We start from the raw sequence: 26,317 nt of genomic DNA on the forward strand, positions 1-26,317 counted from the left end.
GATCACGCGAAACGGCCCATCCGCTCGTCCGCAACGTGATAGTTACAAAACGTCATGAGGGCCCGGGGCGACGCCCCGGGCCCTCATGCACCGCTCGGTTCAGCGACCGCCCTTGAGGACCGCCTGCTTCACCTCGGCGATGGCCTTCGTGACCTCGATGCCGCGCGGGCAGGCCTCGGTGCAGTTGAAGGTCGTGCGGCAGCGCCACACGCCCTCCTTGTCGTTGAGGATGTCGAGGCGCACCTGCGCCTCGTCGTCGCGCGAGTCGAAGATGAACCGGTGCGCGTTCACGATCGCGGCGGGGCCGAAGTACTGCCCGTCGGTCCAGAACACGGGGCACGACGAGGTGCACGCGGCGCACAGGATGCACTTGGTGGTGTCGTCGAAGCGCGCGCGGTCGGCGATCGTCTGACGGCGCTCCTTGCCCGGCTCGGGGGCGCTCGACGCCTGCAGGAAGGGCTGCACCTCGCGGTAGGCCGCGAAGAACGGGTCCATGTCGACGACGAGGTCCTTCTCCAGCGGGAGGCCCTTGATGGCCTCCACGTAGATGGGCTTCGAGATGTCGAGGTCCTTGATGAGCGTCTTGCACGCGAGGCGGTTGCGGCCGTTGATGCGCATGGCGTCCGACCCGCAGATGCCGTGCGCGCACGAGCGGCGGAAGGTGAGCGACCCGTCCGTCTCCCACTTGATCTTGTGGAGCGCGTCGAGCACGCGGTCGGTGGGGTACATCTCGACGTCGTAGTCGACCCAGCGGGGCTCGCTGTCGGTCTCGGGATCGAACCGGCGCACGATGAACGTGACGAGGTACGACTGGATGGCGGTCTCGACCGCGGGGGCCTCGGCGACGATCGACATCAGTACTTCCTCTCCATCGGCGGGTAGGTGAGCTCGCCCTTGTCGTTCTTCGTGAACACGACGGGCTTCCAGTCGAGCCGGATGTGGTCCTCCGGGTCGGGCGAGTGCGGATCGCCCGTGAGGTAGGCCATCGTGTGCTGCATGTACTTCTCGTCGTCGCGGTCGGGGTAGTCCTCGCGCATGTGACCGCCGCGGCTCTCCTTGCGGTTGCGCGCGGCGTAGGCGACGATCTCGGCGAGGTCGAGCAGGAAGCCGAGCTCGACGGCCTCGAGCAGGTCGGTGTTGAACCGCTTGCCCTTGTCGTCGACGTAGATGTTCTTGTACCGCTCGCGCAGGTCGTGGATGGTGCCCATGACGTTCGTCAGGGTCTCCTCCGTACGGAACACCTGGGCGTTGGCGTCCATCTCCTCCTGCAGCGTGCGGCGGATGTCGGCGATGCGCTCGGTGCCCTTGGCGTTGCGGACGCCCTCGATGAGCTCGCGCACGCCGGCGGCGGGGTCGTCGGGCAGCGGAACGAGCTCGCCGCCGTTCTTCACGTACTCGACGGCGCGGCGGCCCGCGCGCTTGCCGAACACGTTGATGTCGAGGAGCGAGTTCGTGCCCAGGCGGTTGGCGCCGTGCACGGAGACGCACGCGCACTCCCCCGCCGCATAGAGGCCGGGGACGACGGTGGTGTTGTCGGCGAGCACCTCGGCGTCGTTGTTCGTGGGGATGCCGCCCATGGCGTAGTGCGCCGTCGGCATGACGGGAACCGGCTCGACGACGGGATCGACGCCGAGGTAGGTGCGCGCGAACTCGGTGATGTCGGGGAGCTTCGTCTCGAGCACCTCGGCGCCGAGGTGCGTGCAGTCGAGGTAGACGTAGTCCTTGTGCGGGCCGGCGCCGCGCCCCTCGAGCACCTCCTTGACCATGCAGCGCGCCACGATGTCGCGCGGTGCGAGGTCCTTGATGGTCGGGGCGTACCGCTCCATGAACCGCTCGCCGGAGGCGTTGCGCAGGATGGCCCCCTCGCCTCGGGCGCCCTCCGTCAGGAGGATGCCGAGGCCGGCGAGCCCTGTCGGGTGGAACTGGAAGAACTCGATGTCCTCGAGCGGAAGGCCCTTGCGCCAGATGATGCCGACGCCGTCGCCCGTCAGGGTGTGCGCGTTCGACGTCGTCTTGAAGACCTTGCCGAACCCGCCGGTGGCGAAGATGACGGCCTTGGAGTGGAAGACGTGCAGGTCGCCCGTGGCGAGCTCGTACGCGACGACGCCCGCGATCTTCGTCTCGCCGTCCTCGCCCTTCACCGTGATGAGGTCGAGCGCGTAGAACTCGTTGAAGAAGTTGATGCCGAGCTTGACGCAGTTCTGGAACAGCGTCTGCAGGATCATGTGCCCCGTGCGGTCGGCGGCGTAGCACGCACGGCGCACGGGCGTCTTCCCGTGCTCGGCGGTGTGGCCGCCGAACCGGCGCTGGTCGATCTTGCCGTCGGGCGTGCGGTTGAAGGGCAGGCCCATGTTCTCGAGGTCGATGACCGCGTCGATGGCCTCCTTGGCGAGGATCTCCGCCGCGTCCTGGTCGACGAGGTAGTCGCCGCCCTTGACGGTGTCGAAGGTGTGCCACTCCCAGGAGTCCTCCTCCACGTTCGCGAGGGCTGCGGCCATGCCGCCCTGCGCGGCGCCCGTGTGCGAGCGCGTGGGGTAGAGCTTGGTGATGACGGCGGTCTTCGCGCCGGGGCCCGCCTCGATGGCGGCGCGCATGCCGGCGCCGCCCGCCCCGACGATGACGATGTCGAACTCGTGGTAGTAGACGCCGTCCTTGAGGACGGCATCGGGGTGCTGTGCAGTCACGTCTTCCATCAATCCTGTCGTCAGTTGGCCGCGGCGGCCTGGCAGACCTCGTACAGCACGCTGTCGGGGTTCTCGAACGCCCCGAACACGCCGGCGCACGGGTCGAAGGTGAACACGACGAGCGTGCCGAGCACGATCATGAGCGCCGCGACGACGATGATCACCCCGACGAGCGCCGTGCGCACGGTCTTGCCCTGCACGTAGTCGTTCACGATCGTGCGCATGCCGTTGGCGCCGTGGATGAAGGCGAGCCAGAGCATGAGCACGTCCCACCACTGCCAGAACGGCGAGGCGAACTTGCCGGCGACGAACGCGAAGTCGATCGCGTGCACGCCGCCCTCCGGCACCATGAGGTTGACGAAGAGGTGACCGAAGATGAGCACCACGAGCAGCACGCCCGAGACGCGCATGTAGAGCCATCCCCACTTCTCGAGGTTGACGCCCCGACGAGCCGGGCGCTGCGGCGAGCGGGGTGCCGCGAGATCCGCTGCGGTCATCAGTGTCCCCCTCCGAAGTCGCCGAACACGTTCATGAGGTGACGCGGGGTGAAACCGGCCATGACGACCGCCCACACGCCCAGCACGCCCCAGAAGAGCTGGCGCTGGTACTTCGCGCCCTTGGACCAGAAGTCCACGAGGATGATGCGCAGGCCGTTGAAGGCGTGGAACGCGATCGCGCCGACGAGGGCGACCTCGCCGATGCCCATGATGGGGGTCTGGTAGGTGCCGATGACCGCGTCGTACGCCTCGGGGGAGACGCGGATGAGCGCGGTGTCGAGCACGTGCACCAGGAGGAAGAAGAAGATCGCGATCCCGGTGATGCGGTGCAGCACCCACGACCACATGCCTTCGCGGCCGCGGTACAGGGTGCCCCTCGGTGTTCTCGATGTCGTCTCCGACACCCGCGGTGTCGGACGCACGGTAGCGGACAAGATCGTCCTCCTGCTCTCAGCCTTGCGAGGCGGGCGCGTGGCGGCGCCGCCGATCGCCCCTCAGGCTACTCCCAGCCGAGGACGTCGGCCATCGAGGAGAGCCCAACTGTCTCGACATCGAGAGGTCAGGGCAACCTTACCGGATGGCCGCCCGTCGCGACGCGAGACCGTAACGCCCGCCTTGTAGCCTGGGCGCATGCCTGAACCGATCAAGGACTTCTTCGCCGTCATCCCCGCGGGCGGCGTGGGCTCGCGACTGTGGCCCCTCTCCCGCGCCGAGACCCCGAAGTTCCTGCACGACCTGACGGGATCCGGGCGGTCGCTGCTGCAGGAGACCTGGGACCGGCTCCTCCCCCTCGCCGACCGCGAGCACATCGCCGTCGTGACGGGTCGCGCGCACGGCCCGAAGGTGGAGAACACGCTTCCCGACATGCCGGAGCACAACGTGTTCGTCGAGGCCGACCCTCGCGAGTCGGCCGCCGCCATCGGCCTGGCCGCGGCCATCCTGCACCGCCGCAACCCCGACGTCGTCATCGGCTCGTTCGCCGCAGACCACGTCATCAAGCGCCAGCGCGTGTTCGAGTTCACGGTGCGCCAGGCCGTCGCCGTCGCTCGCGCGGGCTACATCTGCACCATCGGCATCCAGCCGTCCGAGCCTGCCGTGGGGTTCGGCTACATCAAGACGGGCGACGAGCTCGTCGTCGACGACGCGCCGCTCGCGGCGATGGTCGACACCTTCGTCGAGAAGCCCGACCTCGAGACGGCGCGGCGCTACTACGCCGACCGCTCCTTCCTCTGGAACGCGGGCATGTTCATCTCACGCGCCGACGTGCTGCTCGAGGAGCTGAAGGCGAACGAGCCCGAGCTGCACGCGGGCCTCATCGAGCTCGCCGAGGCGTGGGACGACCCGTCCCGCAAGGAGGAGACCGTCGCCCGCGTGTGGCCGACGCTCAAGAAGATCGCGATCGACTACGCCGTCGCCGAGCCCGCGGCCGCGAAGGGGCGCCTCGCCGTCGTGCCCGGCCAGTTCGACTGGGACGACGTCGGCGACTTCGCGAGCCTGTCGAACCTCGTCGCCGACGGCGACAGCCAGCGGATGAGCGTGCTCGGCGACAACGAGAAGGTCATCGTCGACGAGTCGACGGGCCTCGTGGTGTCGCACTCCAACCGCGTCATCGCGGTCATCGGGGTCGAGAACCTCATCGTCGTCGACACGGAGGACGCGCTCCTCGTGACGACCAACGAGCACGCGCAGCGCGTCAAGGGCGTCGTGGGCAAGCTGCACGAGGGCGGCCGCGACAACGTGCTCTGAGGCCGCTGTCGGAGGCCCTCGGTAGGTTTGACGGCATGCCACGAAACCTCCGCGTCGCCACGGTCAACGTCAACGGCATCCGCGCCGCCGCCCGCAAGGGCATGGCCGGATGGCTCGACGCCGCCGACGTCGACATCCTCACGCTCCAGGAGGTGCGCGGCGAGCGCGAGCACCTCGACGCCGCCCTCCCGGGATGGACCATCCTCGAGGACGTCGCCCTGCAGAAGGGGCGCGCTGGCGTCGCCATCGCGAGCAGGCTCGAGCCGACCGCCTCGCGCACGGCCCTCGGCGACGACGCGCTGGAGTCGAACGGACGGTGGCTCGAGGCCGACTTCGAGGTCGAGGGCGAGCGGGTGACGGTCGTGAGCGCATACGTGTTCACGGGCGAGGTCGACACCCCGAAGCAGGAGCAGAAGTGGGCGTTCCTCGACGCCATGAGCACACGCCTGCCCGAGCTCGCGGCAGAGGGAGCCCATGCCGTCGTGACGGGCGACCTCAACGTCGGGCACCGCGAGCTCGACATCAAGAACTGGAAGGGCAACGTCAAGAAGGCCGGCTTCCTCCCGCGCGAGCGCGCCTACTTCGATCGCTGGCTCGGCGAGGAGGGCGCCGAGATCACGGGTGTCGACGGCACGACCGGCACGGGGCTCGGCTGGGTCGACGTCGGCCGCCGGTTCCACGGCGATGTCCCGGGCCCCTACACCTGGTGGTCCCAGCGCGGCCAGGCGTTCGACACCGACACGGGCTGGCGCATCGACTACCAGCTCGCGACGGCGCCGCTCGCGGAGCGCGTGCGCGCCTACCGCGTCGACCGGCACGCGTCGTACGCGGAGCGGTGGACCGATCACGCCCCCGTCGTCGTCGACTACGCGTTCTGACCCCGACGCCGAAGGCCCGCGGGGCCTTCGGCGTCCGCCCATCCTCGTTCACCGCGTGTTCACCTGCGCACCGCAGTCTGGTCATCCGGCACTCCTAGCGTCACCACGTGCCCTGCGACCCGGCGGGGCCGTCCCTGACACTGAACCGAATGAGGATTCACCGTGAAGATCACTCGTCTTTCGAGCCTGGCCGCCGTGGGCGCCGTCGCAGCCCTGTCCCTCGCCGGCTGCGCCGCGAACGAGGGGACCACGTCGTCGACCGGTGGCACCGAAGGCTCCGCCGCCAGTTCGATCAGCGGCACGATCGAGGCGACCGGCGCCTCCTCGCAGGAGGCCGCGCAGCAGGCGTGGGTCACCGCGTTCCAGACCGCGAACCCCGACGCGACCGTGCTCTACACGGCGACGGGCTCCGGCACCGGCCGTGAGAACTTCATCTCCGGCGCCTCCGACTTCATCGGCTCCGACCGCGCCTACACGGCCGACGAGATCGCCGCCGGCGGCTTCGGCGCGTGCACGAGCGACGACATCCTCGAGGTCCCCGCGTACATCTCGCCCGTCGCGATCGCGTTCAACCTCGAGGGCATCGACACGCTCAACCTCGACGCGGCGACGATCGCCGGCATCTTCGCGGGCGACATCGCCAACTGGAACGACGACGCGATCGCCGCGCTCAACGAGGGCGTCGAGCTCCCCGACCAGGCGATCGTGCCGGTGCACCGCGCCGACGCGTCGGGCACGCAGGAGACGTTCACCGCCTACCTCGAGGCGACCGCGCCCGAGGTGTGGACGAACGAGGCCTCCGACGAGTGGCCGCTGCAGTCGGGCGAGGGCGCCGACGGCACCTCGGGCGTCGTCGACGCCATCACGAACGGCGTCGGCTACATCGGCTTCGCCGACGCGTCCCGCACCGAGGGCCTCGGTCAGGTCGCGGTCCAGAACGGCGACGAGTTCGTCGCGTACTCGGCCGACGCGACCGCCGCGCTCGTCGAGGCCTCGCCGCTCGAGGAGGGCCGCTCGGCCCACGACCTCGCGTTCGCCGTCGACCCGGCCGCCGCTCCCGCCGGCGCGTACCCGATCGCGCTGGTGAGCTACCTCATCGCGTGCACCGAGTACGAGGACGCCGAGGTCGCGGGCCTCGTCAAGGAGTACATCTCCTACGTGACGAGCGAGGACGGCCAGCAGGTCGCGGCCGAGGCCGCCGGCAGCGCCCCGCTCTCCTCCGCCCTGCAGGAGCAGATCGCCACGGCTCTCGACGCCATCGTCGTCGAGTGACCCGCGAGGGCCTCGACAGCTCGACTCGACCATGAAGGTGCCCCCGCGCTCCGCATCCGTCCGGGATCGCGGCGCGGGGGCATCTCCGTGCGAACCACGCACCCCATCACGATCCGACCACCCGAGGAGCGGGACCGCATGACCACGACCACCACGGAGAGCGAGGCGCCGTCCGGCGCTCCCTCCGGCCCGACGGCGCGGCCCAAGGCCGTCATGCGCCTCGGCGACCGGATCTTCTCGGGAACCGCGCTCGCGGCCGGGACGATCATCCTCATCACCCTGGCCGCGGTGGCGATCTTCCTCATCGTCCAGGCGATCCCGGCCTTCAAGGCGGACACGTCCGACAACCACATCCTCGAGGGGCAGCCGTTCCTCACCTGGGTGTGGCCCTTCGTCTTCGGCACGCTGTGGGCGTCGGCGATCGCGCTCGTCATCGCCGCGCCGATCGCGCTCGGCATCGCGCTCTTCATCTCGCACTACGCCCCGCGCCGGCTCGCCGCCGTGCTCGGCTACGTCATCGACCTGCTGGCGGCCGTCCCGTCGGTGGTGTTCGGACTGTGGGGGGCCCTGACGTTCGCGCCGATGCTCGTCCCCTTCTACCAGTGGCTGAACAGCAACTTCGGGTGGATCCCCATCTTCGGAGGCACGCCGTCGGGCACCGGCAAGACCATCCTCACCGCGTCGCTCGTGCTCGCGGTCATGATCCTGCCGATCATGACCGCCATCTGCCGCGAGGTGTTCCTGCAGACGCCGAAGCTCCACGAGGAGGCGGCGCTCGCGCTCGGCGCGACGCGCTGGGAGATGGTGCGGATGGCTGTGCTGCCGTTCGCGCGCAGCGGCATGGTGTCGGGCGCCATGCTGGGGCTCGGACGCGCACTCGGCGAGACGATGGCCGTGACGCTCGTGCTCTCGCCCCTCGGCATCGTCACGTTCAACCTGCTCAACCCGGAGAACCCGACGACGATCCCCGCGATCATCGCCCTCCGGTTCCCCGAGGCGCACGACGAGGGCGTGTCGACGCTCATCGCGGCCGGCCTCATCCTGTTCATCGTCACCTTCGCCGTCAACGCGATCGCGCGCTGGATCGTGGCGCGTCGTGCCGAGTTCTCTGGAGCGAACTGATGTCCGCCGTCACCGCAGGCGCCGCACCCCGCGCGTCGCTCTCCGCAGGCCACCTCCCGCGCTGGGTGCCGTGGGCGCTGCTCGCGTTCTCGATGTTCGCCTCCGCCGTGCTCTTCACGGTGCTGAACACGAGCGGCGACGTCGCGGAGTTCAACATCGCCGGCACCGTCTTCGTGGGGATGGTCGTCTACATCGGCCTCATCGCACTCACGTCCTCCCTCGGCGAGACGCGTCGGCACGCGGTCGACCGCGTCATGACGACGCTGGTCGCGACCGCGTTCATCATCGCGCTGCTGCCGCTCATCTCGCTCCTGTACACGGTCGTCGTCAACGGCATCGCGCGCTTCGACGGGGAGTTCTTCAGCTTCTCGATGCGCAACATCGCCGGAGAGGGCGGCGGGGCCGTCCACGCCATCTGGGGCACGCTCCTCATCACCCTCGGCGCCACCGTCATCTCGGTTCCGATCGGGCTCATGACGGCGATCTACCTCGTCGAGTACGGGCGCGGCCGGCTGGCGAAGGCCATCACGTTCCTCGTGGACGTCATGACGGGCATCCCGTCGATCGTCGCCGGTCTGTTCATCTACGCGGTGTTCGCCCTCCTGTTCGGGGCAGGGACCCGCATGGGCATCATGGGCTCCCTCGCCCTGTCGGTGCTCATGATCCCCGTCGTCGTGCGCGGCAGCGAGGAACTGCTCCGGATCGTCCCGAACGAGCTCCGCGAGGCGTCGTACGCGCTCGGCGTGCCGAAGTGGCTGACGATCGTCAAGATCGTCATCCCGACGTCGATCGCCGGCATCACGACGAGCGTCATGCTCGCCATCTCCCGCGTCATCGGCGAGACGGCGCCGCTCCTCCTGACCGTCGGCATCGTCCCGAACCTGAACCTCAACATGTTCGACGGTCAGATGGCGACGCTCCCCGTGTTCGCCTACATGCAGGCGAAGTACCCCGGTCTTCCGGCCGACGCGTACTTCGACCGCGCATGGGCGGCCGCGCTCACCCTCATCCTCATCGTCATGGTGCTCAACCTCGCCGCGCGTCTGATCGCCAAGATCTTCGCCCCGAAGATGACCGGCCGCTGACGGCCCCTCGACCCGAACGACTCCACAGAAAGAGACCCAGGTGTCCAAGAGCATCGAAGTCAACGACCTCAACGTCTACTACGGCGACTTCCTCGCCGTCGAGGGCGTGTCCATCGACATCAAGCCCCGCACCGTCACGGCGTTCATCGGCCCGTCGGGATGCGGCAAGTCCACGTTCCTCCGCACGCTCAACCGCATGCACGAGGTCATCCCTGGCGCGCGCGTCGAGGGCGAGGTCCTCGTCGACGGCCAGAACCTCTACGGGCAGGGCGTAGACCCCGTGCTCGTGCGCCGGCAGGTCGGGATGGTCTTCCAGCGGCCGAACCCGTTCCCGACCATGTCCATCCGCGAGAACGTGCTCGCGGGCGTGAAGCTCAACAACAAGCGCATCTCGAAGGGCGACGCCGACGACCTCGTCGAGAAGTCGCTCACGGGCGCGAACCTCTGGAACGAGGTCAAGGACCGACTCGACAAGCCGGGCTCGGGCCTGTCGGGCGGCCAGCAGCAGCGTCTCTGCATCGCGCGCGCGATCGCCGTGTCGCCCGACATCATCCTCATGGACGAGCCGTGCTCGGCGCTCGACCCGATCTCGACCTTCGCGATCGAGGAGCTCATCGGCGAGCTGAAGAACGACTACACGGTCGTGATCGTCACGCACAACATGCAGCAGGCCTCGCGCGTGAGCGACCGGACCGCGTTCTTCAACATCGCCGGCACGGGCAAGCCCGGCAAGCTCATCGAGTACGACGACACGACGAAGATCTTCACGACGCCGTCGGTGCAGGCGACCGAGGACTACGTCTCCGGCCGCTTCGGCTGAGCAATCCGCGCGCCTCGGAGGCCGGTCCCGCTCGTCGGGATCGGCCTCCGCCGTCTCCGTACGGCGTTCGTCCCCGACGCGCCCGGGCTGCGGGGGCGGCTGGGCACCGGCCGGGAATGCCGTGCTCCCGGTGCCGGTTAGACTGTGATGGCCGGGCCGCAGTAACCCCGGGCTCCAATATTCGCCGCTGCGAGCGGCCTTCCGCCGTGAGGCGTTCTCTGCGGCTCGGCTTCACTCTTCCCGCGGCGGCCTCGCTCGTCAGTCGAGGGACTCCCGCCGCCAGAGCCGCGCCGCCGCGGTCAGGTCGACGGCGAACGCCGACAGCCGCAGCGCGCGCGTGGTCAGCTCGGATGCCCGCCCAGGCTCGGTCGGCTCGTAGTCGTCTGCGAGGTGCGTCGCCCCCGACGCCTGCACCCGGCAGAACGCCGCCGTGCGGTCGAGGGCGACGGCGTAGTCGCCCGTGAAGGCGCCGCGGAGGATGGTGTCGATGAGCGCCACGAGCTCGTCCGGCCCCGCCGGGCTGGGGGCGCCCGCGACCACGGTGTCGGCCGAGTGGAGCTCGTTCCTCCCCCGCTCGTACAGCAGCGCCGCCGTGCGCGGGTCGTCGTGGATGGCGAGCTGGACGAGGTAGAGACGCCAGAGCGAACCGGGGAGCGACCGGGCCGGAGACTGCGACCACAGCTCCGCGATGTCGTCGATGCCGTGGCTCGCGGTGAACGTGACGAGGCGCTCCACCACGCCCTCGTCGGACTCGTGGCGCACGCGGGCGAGCAGCGCCGTCGCGGTGGCGTGGGCGGCGCGCGAGATCTCCGCGGGATCGGCTCCCGCGAACAGCCGATCGAACGTCTCGGACGGCCGGCGCACCGGCTTGCTGAACTCCGCACTCATCCCCAGAAGGCTACGCGCCGCACCGCGTCGCGGGGCCGGGAGCGCCTCCAGGGGGCGCCGGTAGAATGGGAGGCGTTCAACGGCCGTGCCGGGCGAGATGCGCGAAGAACGCGTCGCCGAGCCGCTCGACGTCGTCGAACGTCAGGGTGAGGTGCTCGCCCAGCGTGTTCCCGAGGACCGACTCCGCGCGGTCGTAGCGGATGCCGCGGCGTTCCGCGAGCACCCCGTCCGCGAGCACGGACTCGACGACGAGTGCGAGCTCCCCCGACGGCCCGCGGAGGTCGCCGCGGTCGATGAACCAGCGGTCGAGAGCGAGCAGGATGCCCTCCGACGCCCGCCGCTCGCCGATCGTGTGCACGTCTCTCGCCGCCCGGAGCGTCTCGTCGAACCACTCGCGGCCGGCCCTCTCGGCGTCCGCTCCGACGCCGCGCCTGCCTCGCATGGCCCGAAGCTACCACCGCGGCCGACTAAAGTGGATGCGGGCCTATAGCTCAGTCGGTAGAGCATCGGACTTTTAATCCGCGGGTCGAGGGTTCGAGCCCCTCTGGGCCCACCATCACGAGACGTCCGCACCGGTCCTGGACCTGCCGGTGCGCAGTCCCCTACCCTGGGCGGGTGGAGATCGCCTACCTCGCCGGAATCGCGGTGCTCGTCGTCGTGACGGCGTCGGCGCGCGGCATCCGCCGTTCGGTGCGGACGCGGCGAGAGCTGCGCGACCGGCACGAGGCCATGGTGCGCACGGGCGCTCTCGACGTCCTCGCGGCGCCGTCCGACCCCCCGGGTCGTGGGTGACGCGAGGCCGGGCGCACCGGCCGGGAGCCCCTAGACGAGCTCCGCTCCGGCGTGCGCGAGCTCGGCGAGGGCGCGCTCGGACGACTCGGCCGCGACGCCGGCGACGAGCGACGTCAGCACGCGCACGTGCTGCCCGAGGGCGATGGCATCGAGCGCCGACGCGCGGACGCAGTAGTCGGTCGCGATGCCGACCACGTCGACCGACTCGATGCCGTTCTGCGCGAGCAGCTCGGCAACCGTGCCGCCGGCGTCGGTGGTCCCCTCGAAGAGCGAGTACGCAGGCTTCCCCTGCCCCTTCTTCACGTGATGCGTCACGGCAGACGTGTCGAGGCCCGGGTCGTACTCCGCACCGGCCGTTCCGGCCACGCAGTGCACGGGCCACGTGTCGACGAAGTCGGGCGCGTCGGCGGCGAAGTGGCCCCCGTTGTCGCCGTCCGCGTCGTGCCAGTCCCGTGACGCGATGACGAGCGCGTAGTCGGCGCCGTGATCGGCGAGATGCCGCGTGATCCCGGCGGCGACCGCGTCGCCGCCGTCGACGCCGAGCGCGCCGCCCTCCGTGAAGTCGTTCTGCACGTCGACGATGAGAAGCGCCCTGGTCATGCTCAGAGGGTACGCCGCCTCACGCGTCGACGCTCCCCACGAAGGGCGCGAGGGCATCGCGGATGGCCGTCAGCCGTTCGACGTCGAGCCCCGTCCGTGCCATGATCTGCTCCGGCACCGCGAGCGCCTGGCTGCGCAGCGCGGCGCCCTCCTCCGTGAGCCCGATCGCGAGGCGGCGTTCGTCGTCGGCCCGCCGCTCCCTGCGGACGTACCCCTGGGCCTCCAGGCGCTTCACGAGTGGCGAGGCCGTCGCGGGCTCGAGCGCAAGAGCCGATGCGAGGTCGCCGAGCGTGCGCGGCGACTCCTCCCACAGCGCGAGCATGACGAGGTACTGCGGGTGCGTCAGCCCGAGCGGCTCGAGCACCGGCCGGTAGATGGCGACGACGTTGCGCGCGGCGGTGACGATGGCGAAGCACAGCTGGTTGTCGAGCTTGAGCAGGTCATCACGTTCCGTCACCACTCCACCCTATCGTGGGCGAATCGTTAGTACACTAATCACTATGACCTCCCGCAGAAAGAAGCCCCTCCGCACGCGGATCCGCGAGGCAGGCGGGTTCTACCAGTGGTTCAACCGCTCGCTCATCCGTCTCGCGGGCCCTGCTCAGCTCGGCGAGGGCCGCGGCACGCCCTGTCACCGATGCGGTGCGGACAAAGCGGACCATGTGCTCGTGGACGGCGAGCTGCGCTGCCCCTGATCCGATCAGGCCGCCGCGAGGATGAGCTGGACGGCCGTCGACACGACGCCGAGGGCGCCGAACCCGAGCGCCGTCCACGCGAGCAGGCGCGGAAGCGGCGATCGTGCGTGCAGCCGCGCGCTGCCCGGATGGTCCACCCGCGTGAAGAGGTCGAGCTCGTCGGCGTCGCCGGCCGCCCGGCGCAGCTCCTCGGTGAGGGGCGCCTCTCCGACCACGTGGCCCGTCCCGAACCATCGCACGATGCCGTCATCGGGGAGCACGAACGCCCGCACGGGCGTCCACGTGCCGTCCGCGAGCCGCGCGACGACGGCGGCCGCCCCCAGCACGGCGAACGCGCCGAAGCCGATCCACGAGAACAGCTCGGTGATCGCGCCGATCACGCTGCTCGGGTCCATGACGCTCCAGGGGTACGGCAGAAGGCGCGCCACGCGGACGCGCCTTCTGCGACAGGCAGATCGATTCTAGAGGAGCGGGTCCCCCGGCGATGGCACGGCGGGGGCGCCGTCCCCGCGCGCGCGCCGCTCCGGGTCTAGAGTCGGAACCGACCACGGCAGTCCGATGAGGAGCGTGACGCATGCTGATCGTGTCGATGAGCACTTCGGTCGACGGGTACATCCACGACCGCACGGGAGACTTCCAGTGGGGCGCTCCCGACGCCGAGCTGTTCGCCTTCCATCTCGCGTTCGTCCAGGAGGCGGAGGGGGTCGTGCTCGGCAGACGCCTCTACGAGACGATGCGCGTGTGGGAGACCGAACCCGCCCTGCGCGGCACGGCGGATGAGGCCGCCTTCGCCGACGCGTGGACCGCCCTACCGAAGCTCGTCTTCAGCCGCACCCTGACCGAGGTGGATGGCCGCGCGCGACTCGCGACGGGAGAGATCGCGGAGGAGATCGCGGCATTCACGGCCGAGGTCGGCGGCGACGTCGAGATCGGCGGGGCGGAGATCGCCGGGCAGGCGATCGCCCTCGGCCTCGTGGACGAGTTCCGCGTCTTCCGATATCCCATCATCGTGGGAGGCGGAGCACCGCTCCTCCCCCACGTCGCCGATCCGATCACCCTCGACCTCGTCGAATCTCGGGTGTTCGGCGGGCGCGTCGTCTACGAGCGCTGGCGTCGCGCGGAGGCATGATCCGCGACTGCGCGGCCCCGCCCGTCAGGCGCGCGCCGCACGTCCGAACCGCGCCTGGTCGACGAGTTCGCGGAACTCCCCCACCCGCGGGACGTCGAGGAACCGGACGCCGACCATCGGAGCATCCTCGGTCGGCTCGTCGAGGGGGCCGTACTCCGCGGGCGGGACGACCGCGGCGTCGAAGAACACCACCGTGCCGCAGCCGAAGATCCTGTCGAGCAGTCCCTGCTGCACCTCGATCGACGTGATGCGCGACAGCGGGATCTCCCGGGACCGCTTCCAGATGACGCCCCAGCGGCGCTCGACCCGCAGCGTCGTGAGGGTGAAGACGGTGCACCACCACCTGCTCACCGGCACGACGAAGTAGACGATCTCGACGATCGCGATGATCGCGTGCACGACGGGCTGCCCCCAGTCGTCGAACCACGCGGCGCCCGTCGGGGCGGGCCAGAAGACCGCGACGAGCACATGCGCGGCGATGAGGACGAGCTGGAGCACGATCGTCCAGAACAGGCGCTTGGGATGCGTGCGCACGCGAGCCAGGAGCACCTCTCCCGTGTCATCGCTCATCGTCCGCTCCTCCCCTGTCGGCTGCCCCGGTCGGGGGTCAGCGTATCGGGCGAGGGGCGTGCACGTCGGCGCCCGCGCTACGAGAAGGTGAACTCGTCAACCAGGTCGGGGTCGGCGGCGAGGCGGCAGCCCGTCTCGAGCGCATCGAGGCGTCGCACCTGTGCGGGCGCGAGCTCGACCCCGAGCGAGGCCAGGTTGGCCTCGATGCGAGCGCGATTGCCCGAACGCGGGATGGCGGAGACGCCGTGGGCGCGGTGCCAGGCGAGGATCACCTGCGCGGGACTCACCCCCGCCTCCTCAGCGACCACGGCGACGACCGGGTCCTCGACCGGCCGCACCCGCCCGCCGGTCGGCCCGCCGAGCGGCGAGTACGCCTGCGTCGCGATGCCCCTCGCGCGATGCGCTGCGATGGCCGTCGCCTGGCCGACGTACGGGTGGCGCTCGATCTGGTTAAGCGCGGGGGCCGCTCCGGAGCCAGCCGCGAGGCGGTCGAGGTGCGCGGGCGTGAAGTTCGAGACGCCGGCAGACCCGACGACACCATCCTGTTGGAGCTCGACGAGCGCATCCCAGGCCCGTGCCGTTCGCTCGAACCGCTGCGGCGACGGCCAGTGCAGCAGGACGGTGTCGATACGATCCCGCCTGAGCAGCCGACGGCTCACGTCGACGGCACGGGCAACGTCGACGTAATCGACCATCCACACCTTCGTCGTCACCTGGACGCGGTCGCCCGCGGATCCCGACTGGCGGAGCGCGGTTCCGACCTCGCCCTCGTTGCCGTAGGCGGAGGCGGTGTCGATGAGCGGATAGCCGACGTCGATCGCGTGGCGGATCACCGACACGGCGTCCTCACCCGTGATCTGCCACACGCCGAATCCGAGCGGGGGCACGACGGCCTCGACTGGAGTCATGCGAGGGCGTGGAGGGAATGGAAGCGCCGCTGGTGGTACACCAGCGGAACACGGTCCTCCGCGAAGCCGATCCCGTGCACCTGGAGCACGACGATCTCATGATCGCCCGCGGGAGTGGTGCTCACCACCTCGCACTCGAGCCACATGGTGGCCTCCTCGATGAGGAGCGCGCCCAATGCGGTCTCGATCGTGTCGAGCCCGGCGAACCGGTCGCGGGAGCGCGAAGCGAGCTGCATGCACGCGTCGGACTGGGTGGATCCGAGGATGCTCACCCCGAGACGCGCGGCGCGGCGGAGAGTGGGCCACGTGGTCGAGCTCTTCTGCACGGAGAACATCACCATCGGCGGCGCATACGACACCCCCGCGGAGAACGAGGAGGCGACGATCGCGGTGCGGCTGCCGTCGACCACGGCGCAGATGGCGGCGATGCCGGACGGGAAGCGCCCCATCGCGGCGCGCACGCGCTCGGGTTCCGCGTCGATGCTCGCGAGGCGGTGGGCGTGATCCGGCTGGGCCGGCGAGACGATGGTCATGAGGGGATCTCCTGGAGGTGCGGTGCGGATCGGGATGGTGGTCAGGCCCGGGCGAGCCCGGTGGTCGACGCGACGGCCGCGCGCCAGCGGTCGAGCCACGCGTCGAGCGCGCCCTCATCCGCGTATGTCCGGTCGGAGAGGTACAGCCCCTGCACCGGCACGACGGCGCCGAGCTCGACGAGCAGCGGCTTGAGCAGCAGGTCGGGAGCCATGAAGTGGGCGGGGCCCGCGCCCAGCATGAGCGGGATCGCGGTGACCCCGGCCATCCCGGTGCCCGTCTCGAACTGGTCGAGGAAGAGCTTCAGGATCCCCGAGTACGTCGCCTTGAAGGTGGGCGATGCGACGATGACGAGGTCGCTCTCCGCGACCGTCGTCACGGCCGCGGCGACCGCCTCGTCGCCCCAGCCGAAAAGCCCGGCGCCGAGGCCGACGACGTCGACCTCCTGCCACTCGGCCGTGAACTCGCGCGCGAGGATCCGTCCGGCCTCCAGCGTGCGCGAGCCGGGCTTGGGGTTTCCGGCGACAACCGTGACGTTCATGGGGTCCTCTCGGTTCGTGACGTCCCCCAGGACACCAGACGCGGGTTGCCCCGGCATATCTGCGGATTTGCGCGTCCATTACGCCGCAGGCGTCGCGGGAGCGCAGGAAAGCGCCCCCGACGATGTCCTGGTCGGGGGCGCTTTCAGAGAGACCGGCGGCGTGTGCAGCTGCGATAACGCCGCGGACAGGCGGGCCGGCCTACGCGTAGTCGCGCAGGTTGTCCCGGAGATGCGCGTGCTTGAATCCGGTGCGGATGAGTCCTCGCCGACGGAGCGCCGGCGACAGCGCGTCGGTGATGGACGCGATGTAGTGCCGGCTCATGGGCTGGTTGTAGATGAGGAACCCGTCGCCGCCGACCTCCTCCATGACCTCGCCCATCCGCTCCGCGACCTGATCGGCCGTGCCCACGAGCGGGATCGAGGAGATCCGGCTGCTCTCGGACGCGGCCTCGCGGATCGTCTTGTCGCCCCACGCCCGCTTGGTGTTCGCGAGCGTCGACTGGTGGCCGTTCGTCGAGACGTCGGCAGGCAGCGGCTGATCGGGGTCGAAGACCGACATGTCGATCTCCTGCGTGGCCTCGAAGTGGGCCATGTTCACTTCGAAGTTGTAGTCCTTCGCGTCCGCCCACGCCTGCTCGATCGCCTTCGCCTCCGCCTCGGTCTCGCCGATGATCGGGAGCACGACGAAGAACACCTTGATGTCGTCGGGGTCGCGCCCGAAGCCCTCCGCACGACGGCGGATGTCGTCGCGGAACTCCTTCATGCCCTGGACGCCGTGGGGGATGTTCAGGATGAGATCGGTGTTCTTCGCCGCGAAATCGCGTCCCTTGGGCGATCCGCCGGCCTGGCAGTAGACGGGAGTGCCCTGCGGGCTGCGAGGGACGTTGAGCGGCCCCCGCGACTTGAAGAACCTGCCCTCGAAGTCCGCGCGCTTGACCTTCGTGTAGTCGGCGTAGTAGCCCGTCCTCGGGTCGGCGACGATCGCGTCCTCATCCCACGAGTTCCACAGCGCCTCGACGCACTGCTTGAACTCGTCCGCCATCTCGTAGCGCAGATCGTGCTCCGGCAGCTTGTCCATCCCGAAGTTCTGGGCCGCGCGGTCCTCGGAGCTCGTCACCATGTTCCAGCCGATGCGTCCGCGCGTGATGTGGTCGAGCGTCGCGAACTGGCGCGCCAGCTGGTAGGGGTTGTAGAACGTCGTGGAAGCCGTGCAGATGATCCCGATGTGCTCCGTCGCGTACGCGAGCATCGACGCCGTCACGACGGGGTCGAGCTTGGGCGCGTACCGCGCATGCTTGAGCGCCATCTCAGACGTGCCCTGGTACATGTCGGGCACCATGAGCGAGTCCTCGAGCATGAGGAAGTCGAATCCCGCGCGCTCGAGATTTCGCACCTGGTCGATGTAGAAGCGGCCGTCCATCCACGTCGTCGCGTCGTCGGTCACGTAGGGGGCCGTGGGCGCCGGGGCCCACTCGGGAGCCGTCAGGTTGCCGAACCAGCCGAGCTGAAACATGCGAGTACCTCTTTCATAGGGGGCGAGGCGCCGCGCGGGCGCCTCGCCGGAAGGATGGACGATCAGTCCGCGAGCGTGAGGTTGGAGTAGTCCATCCACTGGTCGGAGCGGATCGCGTAGCCCGTCACGTCGGCGCTCAGCAGGACCGGGGGCTGCGTCTGCCCGATGAACACGATGGGCGAGGACTCGATCCAGTACGCCTCGGCCGCGGCCCACGCCTGCCCCGCCTCGTCGGAGAACGAGTCCGCGTAGTCGTACCCCGCGAGCTTGAGTTCCTGGAAGGTCTCGTCGTTCCAGTCGGCGAGGTTGTTGGCTCCGTCGATCACCGTGTAGACGTTGAGCTCGTAGCCCGGCGCCATCGTGATCGCGTAGTCGCGCAGGAGGAACGCCTCCCCCGAGTGGTCGACACGCTGCGCGTTGAACTGCGACTGGTTCTGCTCGTCGATCGTCACCGCGAAGCCGGCGTCGGCCGCGGCGGACTGGATCTGGATGGCCGTGTTGGCGAGGTCGGCGTCGGACGCGCTGACGGTCAGCGTGACCTCGACCGGCGTCGAGATGCCCGCGCTCTCCAGCAGCTCGAGCGCGGCCTCGGGATCGTAGGAGTACTCGGGGATGCCCGCGTCGGAGTAGCCGGGGGCCTCCCGGTCGAGGAAGCCGGATCCGTTGCGCACGGCACGCCCGTGGAAGACGTTCTCGATGATCTGGTCGTACGGCACGGCATAGGCGAACGCCTGCCGGACCGTCGCGTCGTCGAAGGGCGCCTTGTTGGTGACGAGGGGCATCATGACGTAGGTGTTCGAGTTGGTCACCGTCGGGACGACGACGTCGGGGTTCTCGGCCGCCTCGGCGAGCGCCGCGGGGTCGACGTTCTCCGCGATGTCGGCGCTGCCGCTCTCGACGGCGGTCACCCGCGCACCGCTGTCGGGCACGATCCGCACGATGACGGTGTCGACGTCGGGCACGACCGGGAGCCCCGTGTCCTCGCGAGCGACGAGCGTGGCGCCGGTGGCCGGATCCCAGTCGGTGACCTCGTACGGCCCGAACCCGAAGTTCGGGTTCTGCGCGGAGAACTCGACGGCGTACGGGTCGTCGTCGGTGGCGTTCTCGGTGAGCCAGACCGAGTCGTACACCTCGCCGAGCACATCGGAGAGGAGCGCCTGGAACTCGGTGCCGTAGCCGGCGTCCGTCAGGGTGAACGACACGGTGCGCTCGTCAATCACCTCGATCATCTCGTCGGGGTCGTACCAGACCGGCCCTGCCGCGCCGTACGCCACCGAGGTCGGCGTCTCGAACTTCCGCTCCCAGGACCACCGCACGTCCTCGGCCGTGAGCGGATTGCCGTGCGCGCTCGTGACCTCGCGCAGCGTGAAGGTGTAGACGAGGCCGTCGTCGCTCACCTCGAGGGATTCGGCGAGGTAGGGCTCGAACGTCGCCATGTCCTGCGCCTGGACGCCGGCCTGGTCGGTGTCGACGTACGGCTTCTTGAGCAGCGTCGCCTGCGTGTTGACCGACTGCTCCATGCCGCTGAACGTGTAGTCGAGCGACCATCCCATGTTGTTGTCGGGCTGCACGATCGTCACGACCGTGCCGTCGGCGGACTCGTCGGCGGTCGTGGCGGCGCCGCACGCCGCGAGCGCGAGCACCCCGGCGGCTGCGGCGGCAGCGGTGGCGAGGCGCATGAGGCGCCTGCCACAGAGAGAGGCGGTGGGGAGGGAAGAAGGCATGGCTGTACTCCTCGGGTGGGGTGGAGTGATGCGGGATGCTCCGGGACGGAGCGAGGGGAAAGTCAGCGGGTGAGGCGCATGAGGCGCCGGTTGAGTGCGACGAAGAAGACGGTGACGAGCAGCATGGCGAGGGCGGGGAAGAGCACCGGCCACCACTTGCCGGTGAGCACTCCCGACACCTCGGTCGAGATCATCGATCCCCATTCGGGGGCCGGCGGCGCGAGCCCCACGCCCAGGAATCCGAGGCCCGCGACGAGGGCGATGGACGACGCGAACACGAGCGTGGTGTTCTCGAGCGCCGGCCAGGCGGCGTTCGGGAGGATGTACCGGAACGCCGTCGACGTCGCCGATTCCCCCGATACGCGCGCGTTCTCGACGAACACCTCGCCGCCGACCTGGAGCGCCTCAGCGCGGACGAGGCGCGCCTGATTCGGCGTGAGAGCGACCACCATGGCGAGCGTGAGAGTGACCATGCTGACGCCGAAGAAGGCGACGAGCACGAGACCGACGATGACCGCGGGAAGCGCCTGCAGCAGGTCGAGGATGCGGAAGGCCACCTGGCCGAGGACGCGCAGCGGGCGCGATCGGGAGCGCTCGAACAGCGCGGCGGCGAGCCCGATCACCATCCCGAGCACGGTGCTGACGACCGCCGTGGCCAGGCCGATGACGACGTCGATGCGGAACCCCGCGAGAGTGCGCGAGAACACGTCCATGCCAGCCGAATCGGTACCGAACGGATGGGCGGCGCCCGGCAGGAGGTAGGGCTCGGCGACGACGCGGATCGCCGAGTAGGGCGCGAGCGCCTCGCCGAAGAGGCACAGCGCGACGATGATCGCGATGCCGCCGAGGGAGAGGATGCCCGTGATGCGGGACGCAGGGGATGCGCGCTTCGCGCGTGCTCCTGTCGCCGGTGTCGTGGGGCCGGCCGGCGGCGCGGCCCTCTCGGACGTCCGGGGCGAATCGACGAGCGCGGTCATGAGATCTCCAGACTCCAGGCGGGTCACGATGCGATGGTCGAGACGCGACGGCGGGGGTCGATGATCCCCGTCACGATGTCGACGGCGAAGAAGACGAGCAGCGAGATGAAGGCGATGGCGAGCAGGATCCCCTGCAGCGCGACGTAGTCGGAGCGGTTCACGGCGTTGACCGCGTACTGCGCGCTCCCCTGGAGCGCGAACAGCTGCTCGATGACGACGGCACCGCCGAGCAGGAAGCCGAAGATCGTGCCGAACATCGCGAGCGCCGCGGGGAGCGCCCGCCGCCACACGGATCGCAGCACGGCACCCGTGCGCTGCCCGGTCGAGACCGCGAACTTGGTCGAGTTCGCCTCGGCCGCCTCCTGCAGCGCGGGGATGAGGACCTTGAGGAGCATCGGGCCGTAGGCGGCAGCGAGCGTGAGGGTGGGGAGCCACAGATGCGCCCAGATCGAGGCTTCGACATCCCACCGGCCGGCGAGTGCGGCATCGACGATCGCGAAGCCGGTGACCACGGGAGGGGGCGCGAGCGTGACGTCGTAGAGGCCGATCGGCGCCGGCGCCACGCCCAGGACGACGAAGAACACGAGGATCCCGAAGATGCCGAGGACGAAGTCGGGCACGGCGCCTGCGGTCCGCGCGACGAACGCGCAGACGCGCGCGACGGCGCCCCCCGGCCGGATCAGGACGGCCATCCCTGCGCCGAAGGCGAGGAGCAGGATCGCCGCCGCGGCGACGACGGCGTTCTGCACCGTCCCGGGGATCACCCGCAGGAGGTCCTCCGCGACGGGTGCGCCCGAGCTGAACGAGGTGCCGAGATCTCCCTGCACGAGCCGCGCGAGGTACGCGCCGAGCTGTTCGGGGAGGGAGCCGCTGAGTCCCATCGCCTCCTGCATGTCGAGGTACTGCTCCTCGGTGATGTTCTGCCCTCCGGCGGCGTTGACGACGGGATCGCCGGGGATGACGCGGACGAGGAAAAACACGAGGATGACGAAGACGAAGAGGTAGACGGGGATGAGCGCCAGCCGCTGGATCCACCACAGGTGCGTGCGGCGCAGGGAGATCGTCCAGGACATCAGGCCACCTCTTCGTATCGGTAGGCGCCGACGAGGGCGCGCGTGTAGTCGTCCTGCGGGTCGCCGAGCACGTCGGCCGTCGGCCCCCGCTCGACGACGCGCCCCGACTTCATGACGAGGACCCGCGAGGTCATGAACGCGGTGGTCGGCAGCCCGTGCGAGACGAACATGAGGGCGCACCCGGCCTGGTCGCAGTAGTCGCGGAGGAGGTTCAGCACCACGCCCTGCACGGAGACGTCGAGGGCGGAGACCGCTTCGTCGGCGAGGAGGAGGCGCGGTTGCGGCAGCACGGCGCGCACGATGGAGAAGCGCTGCCGCTGTCCGCCGGACAGTGCGGAGGGCCGGCGGTCGAGGAGCACGGGGTCGAGGCCCATCTGCCGGGTGAGCTCCTCGATGCGCGCCGTCGCGGCGCGGCGGTCGAGGCCGCCGAGCTTCGCGTTGACGCGCATCATCGTGGCGCGGATCGTCCAGCGCGGGTTGAACGCTCCCCCCGTGTCCTGGCCGATCCACTGCACGGCGCGGCGGAACGCGAGCCGCGCCTTCGGGTCGTGACCGTCGACGGGCGCTCCGTCATAGAGCACCTCGCCGGAATCGGGGCGGTCCAGCCCGAGCGCGAGGCGGACGAGGGTCGACTTCCCGGAGCCGGACTCCCCGATGATCCCGACGCGCTCGCTGCTGCCGACGGCGAAGCTCACGCCGACGAGCGCGGGATGGTCCTCTCCGGCGACCCGGAAGGTGCGGGTGACGTCGCGGAACTCAAGCACGGACGGCCTCCTGCTCGATCGTGGCCAGACGGGCGGTGTCCCAGTTCTCGAGCGTGGGGATCGCGTCGAGGAGCCCGCGTGCGTACGAGGAACCCGGCTCGCGGGCGGCGAGCTCCGCGGGTGTCAGCCGGTCGACGACCGCGCCGCCTCGCATGACGACGAGATGGTCGACGTAGTGCCGGCACAGGGCGATGTCGTGCGACACGATGAGCAGCGCCGCTCCCGTCTCGACGGTGAGCCGGCTGAGGACCTCCATGGTCTCGCGGGCGACCGACGCATCGAGGGCGCTCGTCGGCTCGTCGGCGATGATGAGGCGGGGCTCCGCGGCGAGCGCGAGCGCGATCATGACCCGTTGGCGCATGCCCCCGGAGAGCTTCTGCGGAGTGGATCCCCAGACCCGGTCGACATCGAGGAGGCCGACCGAGCGGAGGAGGCCGGCTGCCCGCTGACGAGCGCCCTCGCGCGAGAACCGTCGGACGCCGGTGAGGACGGCTCGGAACTGCCGGCCGACCGTCGCGACGGGGTCGAGAGACGACATGGCGTCCTGGAAGATGGTGACCACGCCCGGGACCCGGGGCGCGATGAGGGTCTTCTGGCGCGCGGCCCCGATGGGGATGCCTTCGAAGCTGCGCTCGTCCGCGATGATCGTCGCGGATCGCGGGAGGAACCCGGCGGCGGCCATGCAGACCGTCGTCTTACCGGATCCGGATTCGCCGATGAGCGCGACCCGCTGGCCCCGGGGGACGTCGAGCACGACGTCGCGCACGGCGAAGGCGCCGTCGTAGGCGACCGACAGATTGCGGAGGACGAGCCCGGGGGCCGGGACGGGTGCGCTCATGATCAGAAGGACCTCAGGTTGTCGCGGAGGGTCGTGTGGTCGTATCCGTCGCGGATGAGCCCGCGGCGGCGCAGCGCGGGGCTCAGGCCGTCGGCGTACTCGGCGATCGAGCGCCGGGTCACCTCGGGGTAGAGCAGGAAGCCGTCGCCGCCGACGGCGTCCATGAGCTCGCCCATCTTGACCGCGACCGTGTCGGGCGAGCCGATCAGGCCGAGATCGTCGATCTGGCGGATGGTGGTGACCACTTCGCGCAGCGTCTTGTCCTCGTTCCCGACGACGTACTGCCGCATCGAGCTCTGCTCGCCGTTGCCGACGATGTCGGGCATCTTCGCGTCGAGGTCGAAGGAACTGAAGTCGACCTCTCCCCCGCTGATGTACGACATCTGCCAGAGGATGTGCTCGATGGAGGCGTCGGACGCCGCGTAGGCGAGACGCTGCGCCTCGCGCTCCCGTGCATGCGCATCGGTCTCGCCGAGCATGGGCGTCACGAGGAACATGACCTTGAGGTCGTCGGGGTTGCGGCCGTGCGCCGCAGCACGGGCGCGCATGTCGTCGCGGAACGCCTTCATCTGCTCGACGCTCTTCCCCATCGCGAGCATTGTGTCGGCGTGCTGTGCGGCGAGCTCTCGACCGGGGATGGAGTTGCCGGCCTGCGCGACGACAGGGCGACGCTGCGGACCCGGGATCGTGTTGAGCGGCCCGCGCACGGAGAAGTGCTCGCCGCGGTGGTCGATCGTGTGCACCTTGGACGCATCGGCGTAGCGCGGCGTCGCCTGGTCGAGGACGAGGGCGTCGTCGTCCCAGGAGTTCCAGAGCTTGCCGACGACGTCGAGCCACTCGGCGGCGCGGGCATATCGCTCGTCGTGGGGAGGGAGCTTACCGTAGCCGAAGTTCTGCCCGACCCGGTGCGTGACGCTCGTGACGACGTTCATCCCGTAGCGGCCCTCGGTGAGGTGGTCCAGCGTGACGGCCTGCCGGGCGGCGAGATACGGCGGGTACTGCGTCGTCGATGCGGTGGCGATCACGCCGATGTGCTTCGAGTGCTGCGTCATGAGCGGGACGAGGGGCATCGGATCGTTCTTGGGCGCCATGAAGCCGCGGGCGAGGGTGAGATCCGCCGATCCGCCGTAGGTGTCCTCGATCATCGAGGTGTCCTCGATGAAGACGAAGTCGAACCCGCCGCGTTCGAGGGCGCTCGTCATGTCCCGGTACATGTCGGGCTTCATCCACTCGGTCATGCCCCGGCCCGTGAAGGGGCCATGCCAGGGCTGAATGCCGAAGCCGTTTCCGAGAAACCAACCGAGGTGGAACATCGTGACTCTTTCTGCGGTGCGGGAGGGTGTGGCATCCAGTGTCGACGGCAGAGGGCACGGTCGGTTTTCCGTGGATTTACGCGTCGTTTACGCGGTGACGCCCCCCGGATTTCCGCGGCGGCGGCGGCCATAACGCGGCGGATGCGGTCGAGCGGAGACCGCGGGCGAGCGCGCGGACAGTCGGCCTGCGCGCGTGTCAGGAGGCGGCGCGGTCGTGCGTGCGGTGCGAGGAGAGATCGGGCGTGTCCGCGCGGTCGGCGAGGAGGGACGACAGCCGCCCGTCGCGATCGCGGAGCGGGAACGACACGCGATCCGCCCGGTAGTGGGCGAAGCTGTACTCGTGGACGACGCCGTGCACGTCGCGGAGGCGCTGCTCGCGCATGAGCACGGGCGCGCCCGGCGCGATGTGGAGGATGCGGGCCGTGTGCTCGTCGGCTGCGGCCGCGTCGATGACGGTCTCGACCTCGCCGAGCGGCACTCCGAAGACGAACTCGAAGGCGAACTGGAGGCTCGGGCAGGTCGGCCAGGAGGCGGGCTGCCGGACGGACGTGCGGTAGTACGCGGTCCGCAGGCCGACCGGCTCGGCGCCGTCGGCGGTGACGTGCTCGAAGATCTGCTCGCACATGCCGATCTCGTCGTCGTCGGTGCCCATGGCTGTGCGGACAAAGGCGACCATCGGCACGCGGCGGTCGACGAGCTTGCGGTACATGAAGCCGGGCGGCGTGTGATTCGGGAGGATGTCGTCGACGGGGATGCGGTACTGGTGCCCGACGACGTGCGTGCCGATGTGACGCTGGCGGGCCACGAGTCCCTCGTCGGCCAACCGCGCGAGGGCGTCGCGGATGCTCGCGCGCGGCAGCCCGGTGAGGGTGACGAGATCGCCCTCGATGAGCGAGCCGTCGCTCTCGACCCAGCCGGAGCGGATCTGGGAGCGGATCAGCTCGTACGCCCGCCGGTTCTGGCCGTCGACGGCGCGGCGTGCGGCAGTGGTCGTGGTGAGACTCCGGGGTTCGGGCATGCTGTCTCCGCTCGCGCGTGGCATCCGTGTGATGTGCTGTCGCTCTCGTCCAGCATCACGCGCGGGTGTTTCGCCCGGATTTCACCCGGACGGTGCGTTGATTTCGACGCATGTCGCGCAAACGGCCACCGGGGAGACGACAGAGGCCCGGATCTCCTGGGGAAATCCGGGCCTCATCTGGAGCCACCTGTCGGAATCGAACCGACGACCTATTCATTACGAGTGAATCGCTCTGCCGACTGAGCTAAGGTGGCGTTCCCGTGCCGCCGGAGCGGCACAAGAGACAAGCATAGCCGTTCGCGACGCGTGCGGCGAACCGGCGGAGACGGCCGGGCGTTT

30 protein-coding genes and 2 tRNA genes are annotated in these 26,317 nt (G+C 69.9%); 10 read left to right on the forward strand and 22 right to left on the reverse strand.

The genetic code is table 11. The annotated features are described in order from the left end of the window. Positions 1–99: 99 nt before the first annotated feature. The 4 genes from ACWGPF_RS04685 to sdhC are packed head-to-tail and all read right to left on the reverse strand — an operon-like array spanning position 100 to position 3,615. Positions 100–855 carry a succinate dehydrogenase iron-sulfur subunit gene (locus ACWGPF_RS04685; protein WP_452331721.1) on the reverse strand — a complete coding sequence of 252 codons (756 nt, stop codon included), beginning with the start codon at positions 853–855 and terminating at the stop codon, positions 100–102. Next, positions 855–2,684, reverse strand: a complete 1,830-nt coding sequence (gene sdhA / locus ACWGPF_RS04690; RefSeq protein WP_452331722.1) for a succinate dehydrogenase flavoprotein subunit — start codon at positions 2,682–2,684, stop codon at positions 855–857. Before sdhA ends, ACWGPF_RS04685 begins: the two co-directional genes overlap by 1 nt. Positions 2,685–2,704: 20 nt before the next feature. After that, a complete protein-coding gene (sdhD, locus tag ACWGPF_RS04695) occupies positions 2,705–3,181 on the reverse strand; it encodes a succinate dehydrogenase, hydrophobic membrane anchor protein (RefSeq protein WP_345442024.1) in 477 nt (158 codons plus the stop codon). Beyond that, positions 3,181–3,615 carry a succinate dehydrogenase, cytochrome b556 subunit gene (sdhC, locus tag ACWGPF_RS04700; protein WP_452331723.1) on the reverse strand — a complete coding sequence of 145 codons (435 nt, stop codon included), beginning with the start codon at positions 3,613–3,615 and terminating at the stop codon, positions 3,181–3,183. The genes sdhD and sdhC overlap by 1 nt, the downstream gene beginning before the upstream one ends. 196 nt (positions 3,616–3,811) lie before the next feature. On the opposite strand from sdhC, the gene ACWGPF_RS04705 reads away from it, so the two are divergent. The 6 genes from ACWGPF_RS04705 to pstB all read left to right on the forward strand — a co-directional run bounded on the left by ACWGPF_RS04705 (position 3,812) and on the right by pstB (position 10,104). Further along, positions 3,812–4,927 (forward strand): mannose-1-phosphate guanylyltransferase, encoded by a 1,116-nt coding sequence (locus ACWGPF_RS04705; protein WP_452331724.1) that lies wholly within the window; start codon positions 3,812–3,814, stop codon positions 4,925–4,927. A gap of 35 nt (positions 4,928–4,962) precedes the next feature. Further along, complete coding sequence (locus ACWGPF_RS04710; RefSeq protein ID WP_452331725.1) at positions 4,963–5,805, forward strand: exodeoxyribonuclease III; 843 nt, start codon at positions 4,963–4,965, stop codon at positions 5,803–5,805. A 162-nt stretch (positions 5,806–5,967) separates the two neighbouring features. Then, positions 5,968–7,077, forward strand: coding sequence for a phosphate ABC transporter substrate-binding protein PstS (locus ACWGPF_RS04715; protein ID WP_452331726.1), 1,110 nt, complete (start codon positions 5,968–5,970; stop codon positions 7,075–7,077). A gap of 138 nt (positions 7,078–7,215) precedes the next feature. Next, positions 7,216–8,199, forward strand: coding sequence for a phosphate ABC transporter permease subunit PstC (gene pstC, locus ACWGPF_RS04720; protein WP_452331727.1), 984 nt, complete (start codon positions 7,216–7,218; stop codon positions 8,197–8,199). Then, on the forward strand, positions 8,199–9,284 hold the full coding sequence (pstA, locus tag ACWGPF_RS04725) for a phosphate ABC transporter permease PstA (protein WP_452331728.1): 1,086 nt from the start codon (positions 8,199–8,201) through the stop codon (positions 9,282–9,284). Before pstC ends, pstA begins: the two co-directional genes overlap by 1 nt. A gap of 40 nt (positions 9,285–9,324) precedes the next feature. Further along, positions 9,325–10,104: a phosphate ABC transporter ATP-binding protein PstB gene (gene pstB / locus ACWGPF_RS04730; RefSeq protein WP_345442003.1), complete on the forward strand. Its 780-nt coding sequence runs from the start codon at positions 9,325–9,327 to the stop codon at positions 10,102–10,104. A 258-nt stretch (positions 10,105–10,362) separates the two neighbouring features. Here pstB and ACWGPF_RS04735 read toward each other — a convergent pair whose 3' ends face one another. Then, complete coding sequence (locus ACWGPF_RS04735) at positions 10,363–10,992, reverse strand: DNA-directed RNA polymerase subunit beta (protein WP_452331729.1); 630 nt, start codon at positions 10,990–10,992, stop codon at positions 10,363–10,365. Between the two features lie 76 nt (positions 10,993–11,068). Further along, a complete protein-coding gene (locus ACWGPF_RS04740; RefSeq protein ID WP_452331730.1) occupies positions 11,069–11,434 on the reverse strand; it encodes a hypothetical protein in 366 nt (121 codons plus the stop codon). Between the two features lie 38 nt (positions 11,435–11,472). Here ACWGPF_RS04740 and ACWGPF_RS04745 point away from each other — a divergent pair. Further along, a tRNA-Lys gene (locus ACWGPF_RS04745) sits at positions 11,473–11,548 on the forward strand. A gap of 59 nt (positions 11,549–11,607) precedes the next feature. Beyond that, positions 11,608–11,784, forward strand: a complete 177-nt coding sequence (locus ACWGPF_RS04750) for a hypothetical protein (RefSeq protein ID WP_452331731.1) — start codon at positions 11,608–11,610, stop codon at positions 11,782–11,784. Positions 11,785–11,814: 30 nt separating this feature from the next. Here the strand turns inward: ACWGPF_RS04750 and ACWGPF_RS04755 are convergent, their stop codons facing one another. Together ACWGPF_RS04755 and ACWGPF_RS04760 are read right to left on the reverse strand one after the other, a co-directional pair. After that, positions 11,815–12,384, reverse strand: coding sequence for an isochorismatase family protein (locus tag ACWGPF_RS04755; RefSeq protein ID WP_452331732.1), 570 nt, complete (start codon positions 12,382–12,384; stop codon positions 11,815–11,817). Positions 12,385–12,403: 19 nt separating this feature from the next. Next, on the reverse strand, positions 12,404–12,841 hold the full coding sequence (locus tag ACWGPF_RS04760; protein ID WP_452331733.1) for a MarR family winged helix-turn-helix transcriptional regulator: 438 nt from the start codon (positions 12,839–12,841) through the stop codon (positions 12,404–12,406). A gap of 43 nt (positions 12,842–12,884) precedes the next feature. Between ACWGPF_RS04760 and ACWGPF_RS04765 the strand changes: the two genes are divergently transcribed. Next, positions 12,885–13,079 carry a hypothetical protein gene (locus ACWGPF_RS04765; RefSeq protein ID WP_452331734.1) on the forward strand — a complete coding sequence of 65 codons (195 nt, stop codon included), beginning with the start codon at positions 12,885–12,887 and terminating at the stop codon, positions 13,077–13,079. Positions 13,080–13,084: 5 nt separating this feature from the next. Here ACWGPF_RS04765 and ACWGPF_RS04770 read toward each other — a convergent pair whose 3' ends face one another. Continuing rightward, positions 13,085–13,507, reverse strand: coding sequence for a hypothetical protein (locus ACWGPF_RS04770; RefSeq protein WP_452331735.1), 423 nt, complete (start codon positions 13,505–13,507; stop codon positions 13,085–13,087). Between the two features lie 146 nt (positions 13,508–13,653). Here ACWGPF_RS04770 and ACWGPF_RS04775 point away from each other — a divergent pair, with 146 nt between their 5' ends. Next, on the forward strand, positions 13,654–14,208 hold the full coding sequence (locus ACWGPF_RS04775) for a dihydrofolate reductase family protein (RefSeq protein WP_452331736.1): 555 nt from the start codon (positions 13,654–13,656) through the stop codon (positions 14,206–14,208). A gap of 24 nt (positions 14,209–14,232) precedes the next feature. On the opposite strand, the gene ACWGPF_RS04780 is transcribed toward ACWGPF_RS04775, so the two are convergent. From ACWGPF_RS04780 to ACWGPF_RS04840, 13 genes are all read right to left on the reverse strand, one after another. Further along, positions 14,233–14,778 carry a PH domain-containing protein gene (locus tag ACWGPF_RS04780; protein WP_452331737.1) on the reverse strand — a complete coding sequence of 182 codons (546 nt, stop codon included), beginning with the start codon at positions 14,776–14,778 and terminating at the stop codon, positions 14,233–14,235. Between the two features lie 77 nt (positions 14,779–14,855). Continuing rightward, on the reverse strand, positions 14,856–15,686 hold the full coding sequence (locus tag ACWGPF_RS04785) for an aldo/keto reductase (protein ID WP_452331738.1): 831 nt from the start codon (positions 15,684–15,686) through the stop codon (positions 14,856–14,858). Further along, positions 15,683–16,219: a flavin reductase family protein gene (locus ACWGPF_RS04790; protein WP_452331739.1), complete on the reverse strand. Its 537-nt coding sequence runs from the start codon at positions 16,217–16,219 to the stop codon at positions 15,683–15,685. The genes ACWGPF_RS04785 and ACWGPF_RS04790 overlap by 4 nt, the downstream gene beginning before the upstream one ends. Positions 16,220–16,260: 41 nt before the next feature. Then, the gene (locus ACWGPF_RS04795; RefSeq protein ID WP_452331740.1) at positions 16,261–16,758 is read right to left on the reverse strand and encodes an NADPH-dependent FMN reductase; all 498 of its coding nucleotides are present in this window, start codon (positions 16,756–16,758) and stop codon (positions 16,261–16,263) included. Between the two features lie 199 nt (positions 16,759–16,957). Beyond that, positions 16,958–18,271 carry an NtaA/DmoA family FMN-dependent monooxygenase gene (locus tag ACWGPF_RS04800; RefSeq protein ID WP_452331741.1) on the reverse strand — a complete coding sequence of 438 codons (1,314 nt, stop codon included), beginning with the start codon at positions 18,269–18,271 and terminating at the stop codon, positions 16,958–16,960. A gap of 62 nt (positions 18,272–18,333) precedes the next feature. Continuing rightward, positions 18,334–19,950 carry an ABC transporter substrate-binding protein gene (locus ACWGPF_RS04805; RefSeq protein ID WP_452331742.1) on the reverse strand — a complete coding sequence of 539 codons (1,617 nt, stop codon included), beginning with the start codon at positions 19,948–19,950 and terminating at the stop codon, positions 18,334–18,336. A gap of 107 nt (positions 19,951–20,057) precedes the next feature. Further along, positions 20,058–20,999, reverse strand: coding sequence for an ABC transporter permease (locus ACWGPF_RS04810; RefSeq protein ID WP_452331743.1), 942 nt, complete (start codon positions 20,997–20,999; stop codon positions 20,058–20,060). Beyond that, complete coding sequence (locus tag ACWGPF_RS04815; protein WP_452331744.1) at positions 20,996–22,045, reverse strand: ABC transporter permease; 1,050 nt, start codon at positions 22,043–22,045, stop codon at positions 20,996–20,998. The genes ACWGPF_RS04810 and ACWGPF_RS04815 overlap by 4 nt, the downstream gene beginning before the upstream one ends. Beyond that, positions 22,045–22,809: an ABC transporter ATP-binding protein gene (locus tag ACWGPF_RS04820; protein WP_452331745.1), complete on the reverse strand. Its 765-nt coding sequence runs from the start codon at positions 22,807–22,809 to the stop codon at positions 22,045–22,047. The genes ACWGPF_RS04815 and ACWGPF_RS04820 overlap by 1 nt, the downstream gene beginning before the upstream one ends. Next, a complete protein-coding gene (locus ACWGPF_RS04825; RefSeq protein WP_452331746.1) occupies positions 22,802–23,647 on the reverse strand; it encodes an ATP-binding cassette domain-containing protein in 846 nt (281 codons plus the stop codon). Before ACWGPF_RS04825 ends, ACWGPF_RS04820 begins: the two co-directional genes overlap by 8 nt. A gap of 2 nt (positions 23,648–23,649) precedes the next feature. Continuing rightward, positions 23,650–24,885 (reverse strand): NtaA/DmoA family FMN-dependent monooxygenase, encoded by a 1,236-nt coding sequence (locus tag ACWGPF_RS04830; protein WP_452331747.1) that lies wholly within the window; start codon positions 24,883–24,885, stop codon positions 23,650–23,652. Between the two features lie 271 nt (positions 24,886–25,156). Beyond that, on the reverse strand, positions 25,157–25,978 hold the full coding sequence (locus tag ACWGPF_RS04835) for a GntR family transcriptional regulator (protein ID WP_452331748.1): 822 nt from the start codon (positions 25,976–25,978) through the stop codon (positions 25,157–25,159). Positions 25,979–26,156: 178 nt separating this feature from the next. Then, positions 26,157–26,232, reverse strand: a tRNA-Thr gene (locus ACWGPF_RS04840). Positions 26,233–26,317: the final 85 nt, after the last annotated feature.

This window comes from Microbacterium sp. NPDC055683, from assembly GCF_053617895.1.

Coding starts and splice junctions, on each gene's coding strand:
- ACWGPF_RS04685 (WP_452331721.1), bottom strand. CDS start 855: ATGTCGATCGTCGCCGAGGCCCCCGCGGTCGAGACCGCCATCCAGTCG.
- sdhD (WP_345442024.1), bottom strand. CDS start 3,181: ATGACCGCAGCGGATCTCGCGGCACCCCGCTCGCCGCAGCGCCCGGCT.
- ACWGPF_RS04705 (WP_452331724.1), top strand. CDS start 3,812: ATGCCTGAACCGATCAAGGACTTCTTCGCCGTCATCCCCGCGGGCGGC.
- ACWGPF_RS04710 (WP_452331725.1), top strand. CDS start 4,963: ATGCCACGAAACCTCCGCGTCGCCACGGTCAACGTCAACGGCATCCGC.
- pstC (WP_452331727.1), top strand. CDS start 7,216: ATGACCACGACCACCACGGAGAGCGAGGCGCCGTCCGGCGCTCCCTCC.
- pstA (WP_452331728.1), top strand. CDS start 8,199: ATGTCCGCCGTCACCGCAGGCGCCGCACCCCGCGCGTCGCTCTCCGCA.
- ACWGPF_RS04735 (WP_452331729.1), bottom strand. CDS start 10,992: ATGAGTGCGGAGTTCAGCAAGCCGGTGCGCCGGCCGTCCGAGACGTTC.
- ACWGPF_RS04740 (WP_452331730.1), bottom strand. CDS start 11,434: ATGCGAGGCAGGCGCGGCGTCGGAGCGGACGCCGAGAGGGCCGGCCGC.
- ACWGPF_RS04755 (WP_452331732.1), bottom strand. CDS start 12,384: ATGACCAGGGCGCTTCTCATCGTCGACGTGCAGAACGACTTCACGGAG.
- ACWGPF_RS04765 (WP_452331734.1), top strand. CDS start 12,885: ATGACCTCCCGCAGAAAGAAGCCCCTCCGCACGCGGATCCGCGAGGCA.
- ACWGPF_RS04775 (WP_452331736.1), top strand. CDS start 13,654: ATGCTGATCGTGTCGATGAGCACTTCGGTCGACGGGTACATCCACGAC.
- ACWGPF_RS04780 (WP_452331737.1), bottom strand. CDS start 14,778: ATGAGCGATGACACGGGAGAGGTGCTCCTGGCTCGCGTGCGCACGCAT.
- ACWGPF_RS04785 (WP_452331738.1), bottom strand. CDS start 15,686: ATGACTCCAGTCGAGGCCGTCGTGCCCCCGCTCGGATTCGGCGTGTGG.
- ACWGPF_RS04790 (WP_452331739.1), bottom strand. CDS start 16,219: ATGACCATCGTCTCGCCGGCCCAGCCGGATCACGCCCACCGCCTCGCG.
- ACWGPF_RS04795 (WP_452331740.1), bottom strand. CDS start 16,758: ATGAACGTCACGGTTGTCGCCGGAAACCCCAAGCCCGGCTCGCGCACG.
- ACWGPF_RS04800 (WP_452331741.1), bottom strand. CDS start 18,271: ATGTTTCAGCTCGGCTGGTTCGGCAACCTGACGGCTCCCGAGTGGGCC.
- ACWGPF_RS04805 (WP_452331742.1), bottom strand. CDS start 19,950: ATGCGCCTCGCCACCGCTGCCGCCGCAGCCGCCGGGGTGCTCGCGCTC.
- ACWGPF_RS04815 (WP_452331744.1), bottom strand. CDS start 22,045: ATGTCCTGGACGATCTCCCTGCGCCGCACGCACCTGTGGTGGATCCAG.
- ACWGPF_RS04825 (WP_452331746.1), bottom strand. CDS start 23,647: ATGAGCGCACCCGTCCCGGCCCCCGGGCTCGTCCTCCGCAATCTGTCG.
- ACWGPF_RS04830 (WP_452331747.1), bottom strand. CDS start 24,885: ATGACCGAGTGGATGAAGCCCGACATGTACCGGGACATGACGAGCGCC.
- ACWGPF_RS04835 (WP_452331748.1), bottom strand. CDS start 25,978: ATGCCCGAACCCCGGAGTCTCACCACGACCACTGCCGCACGCCGCGCC.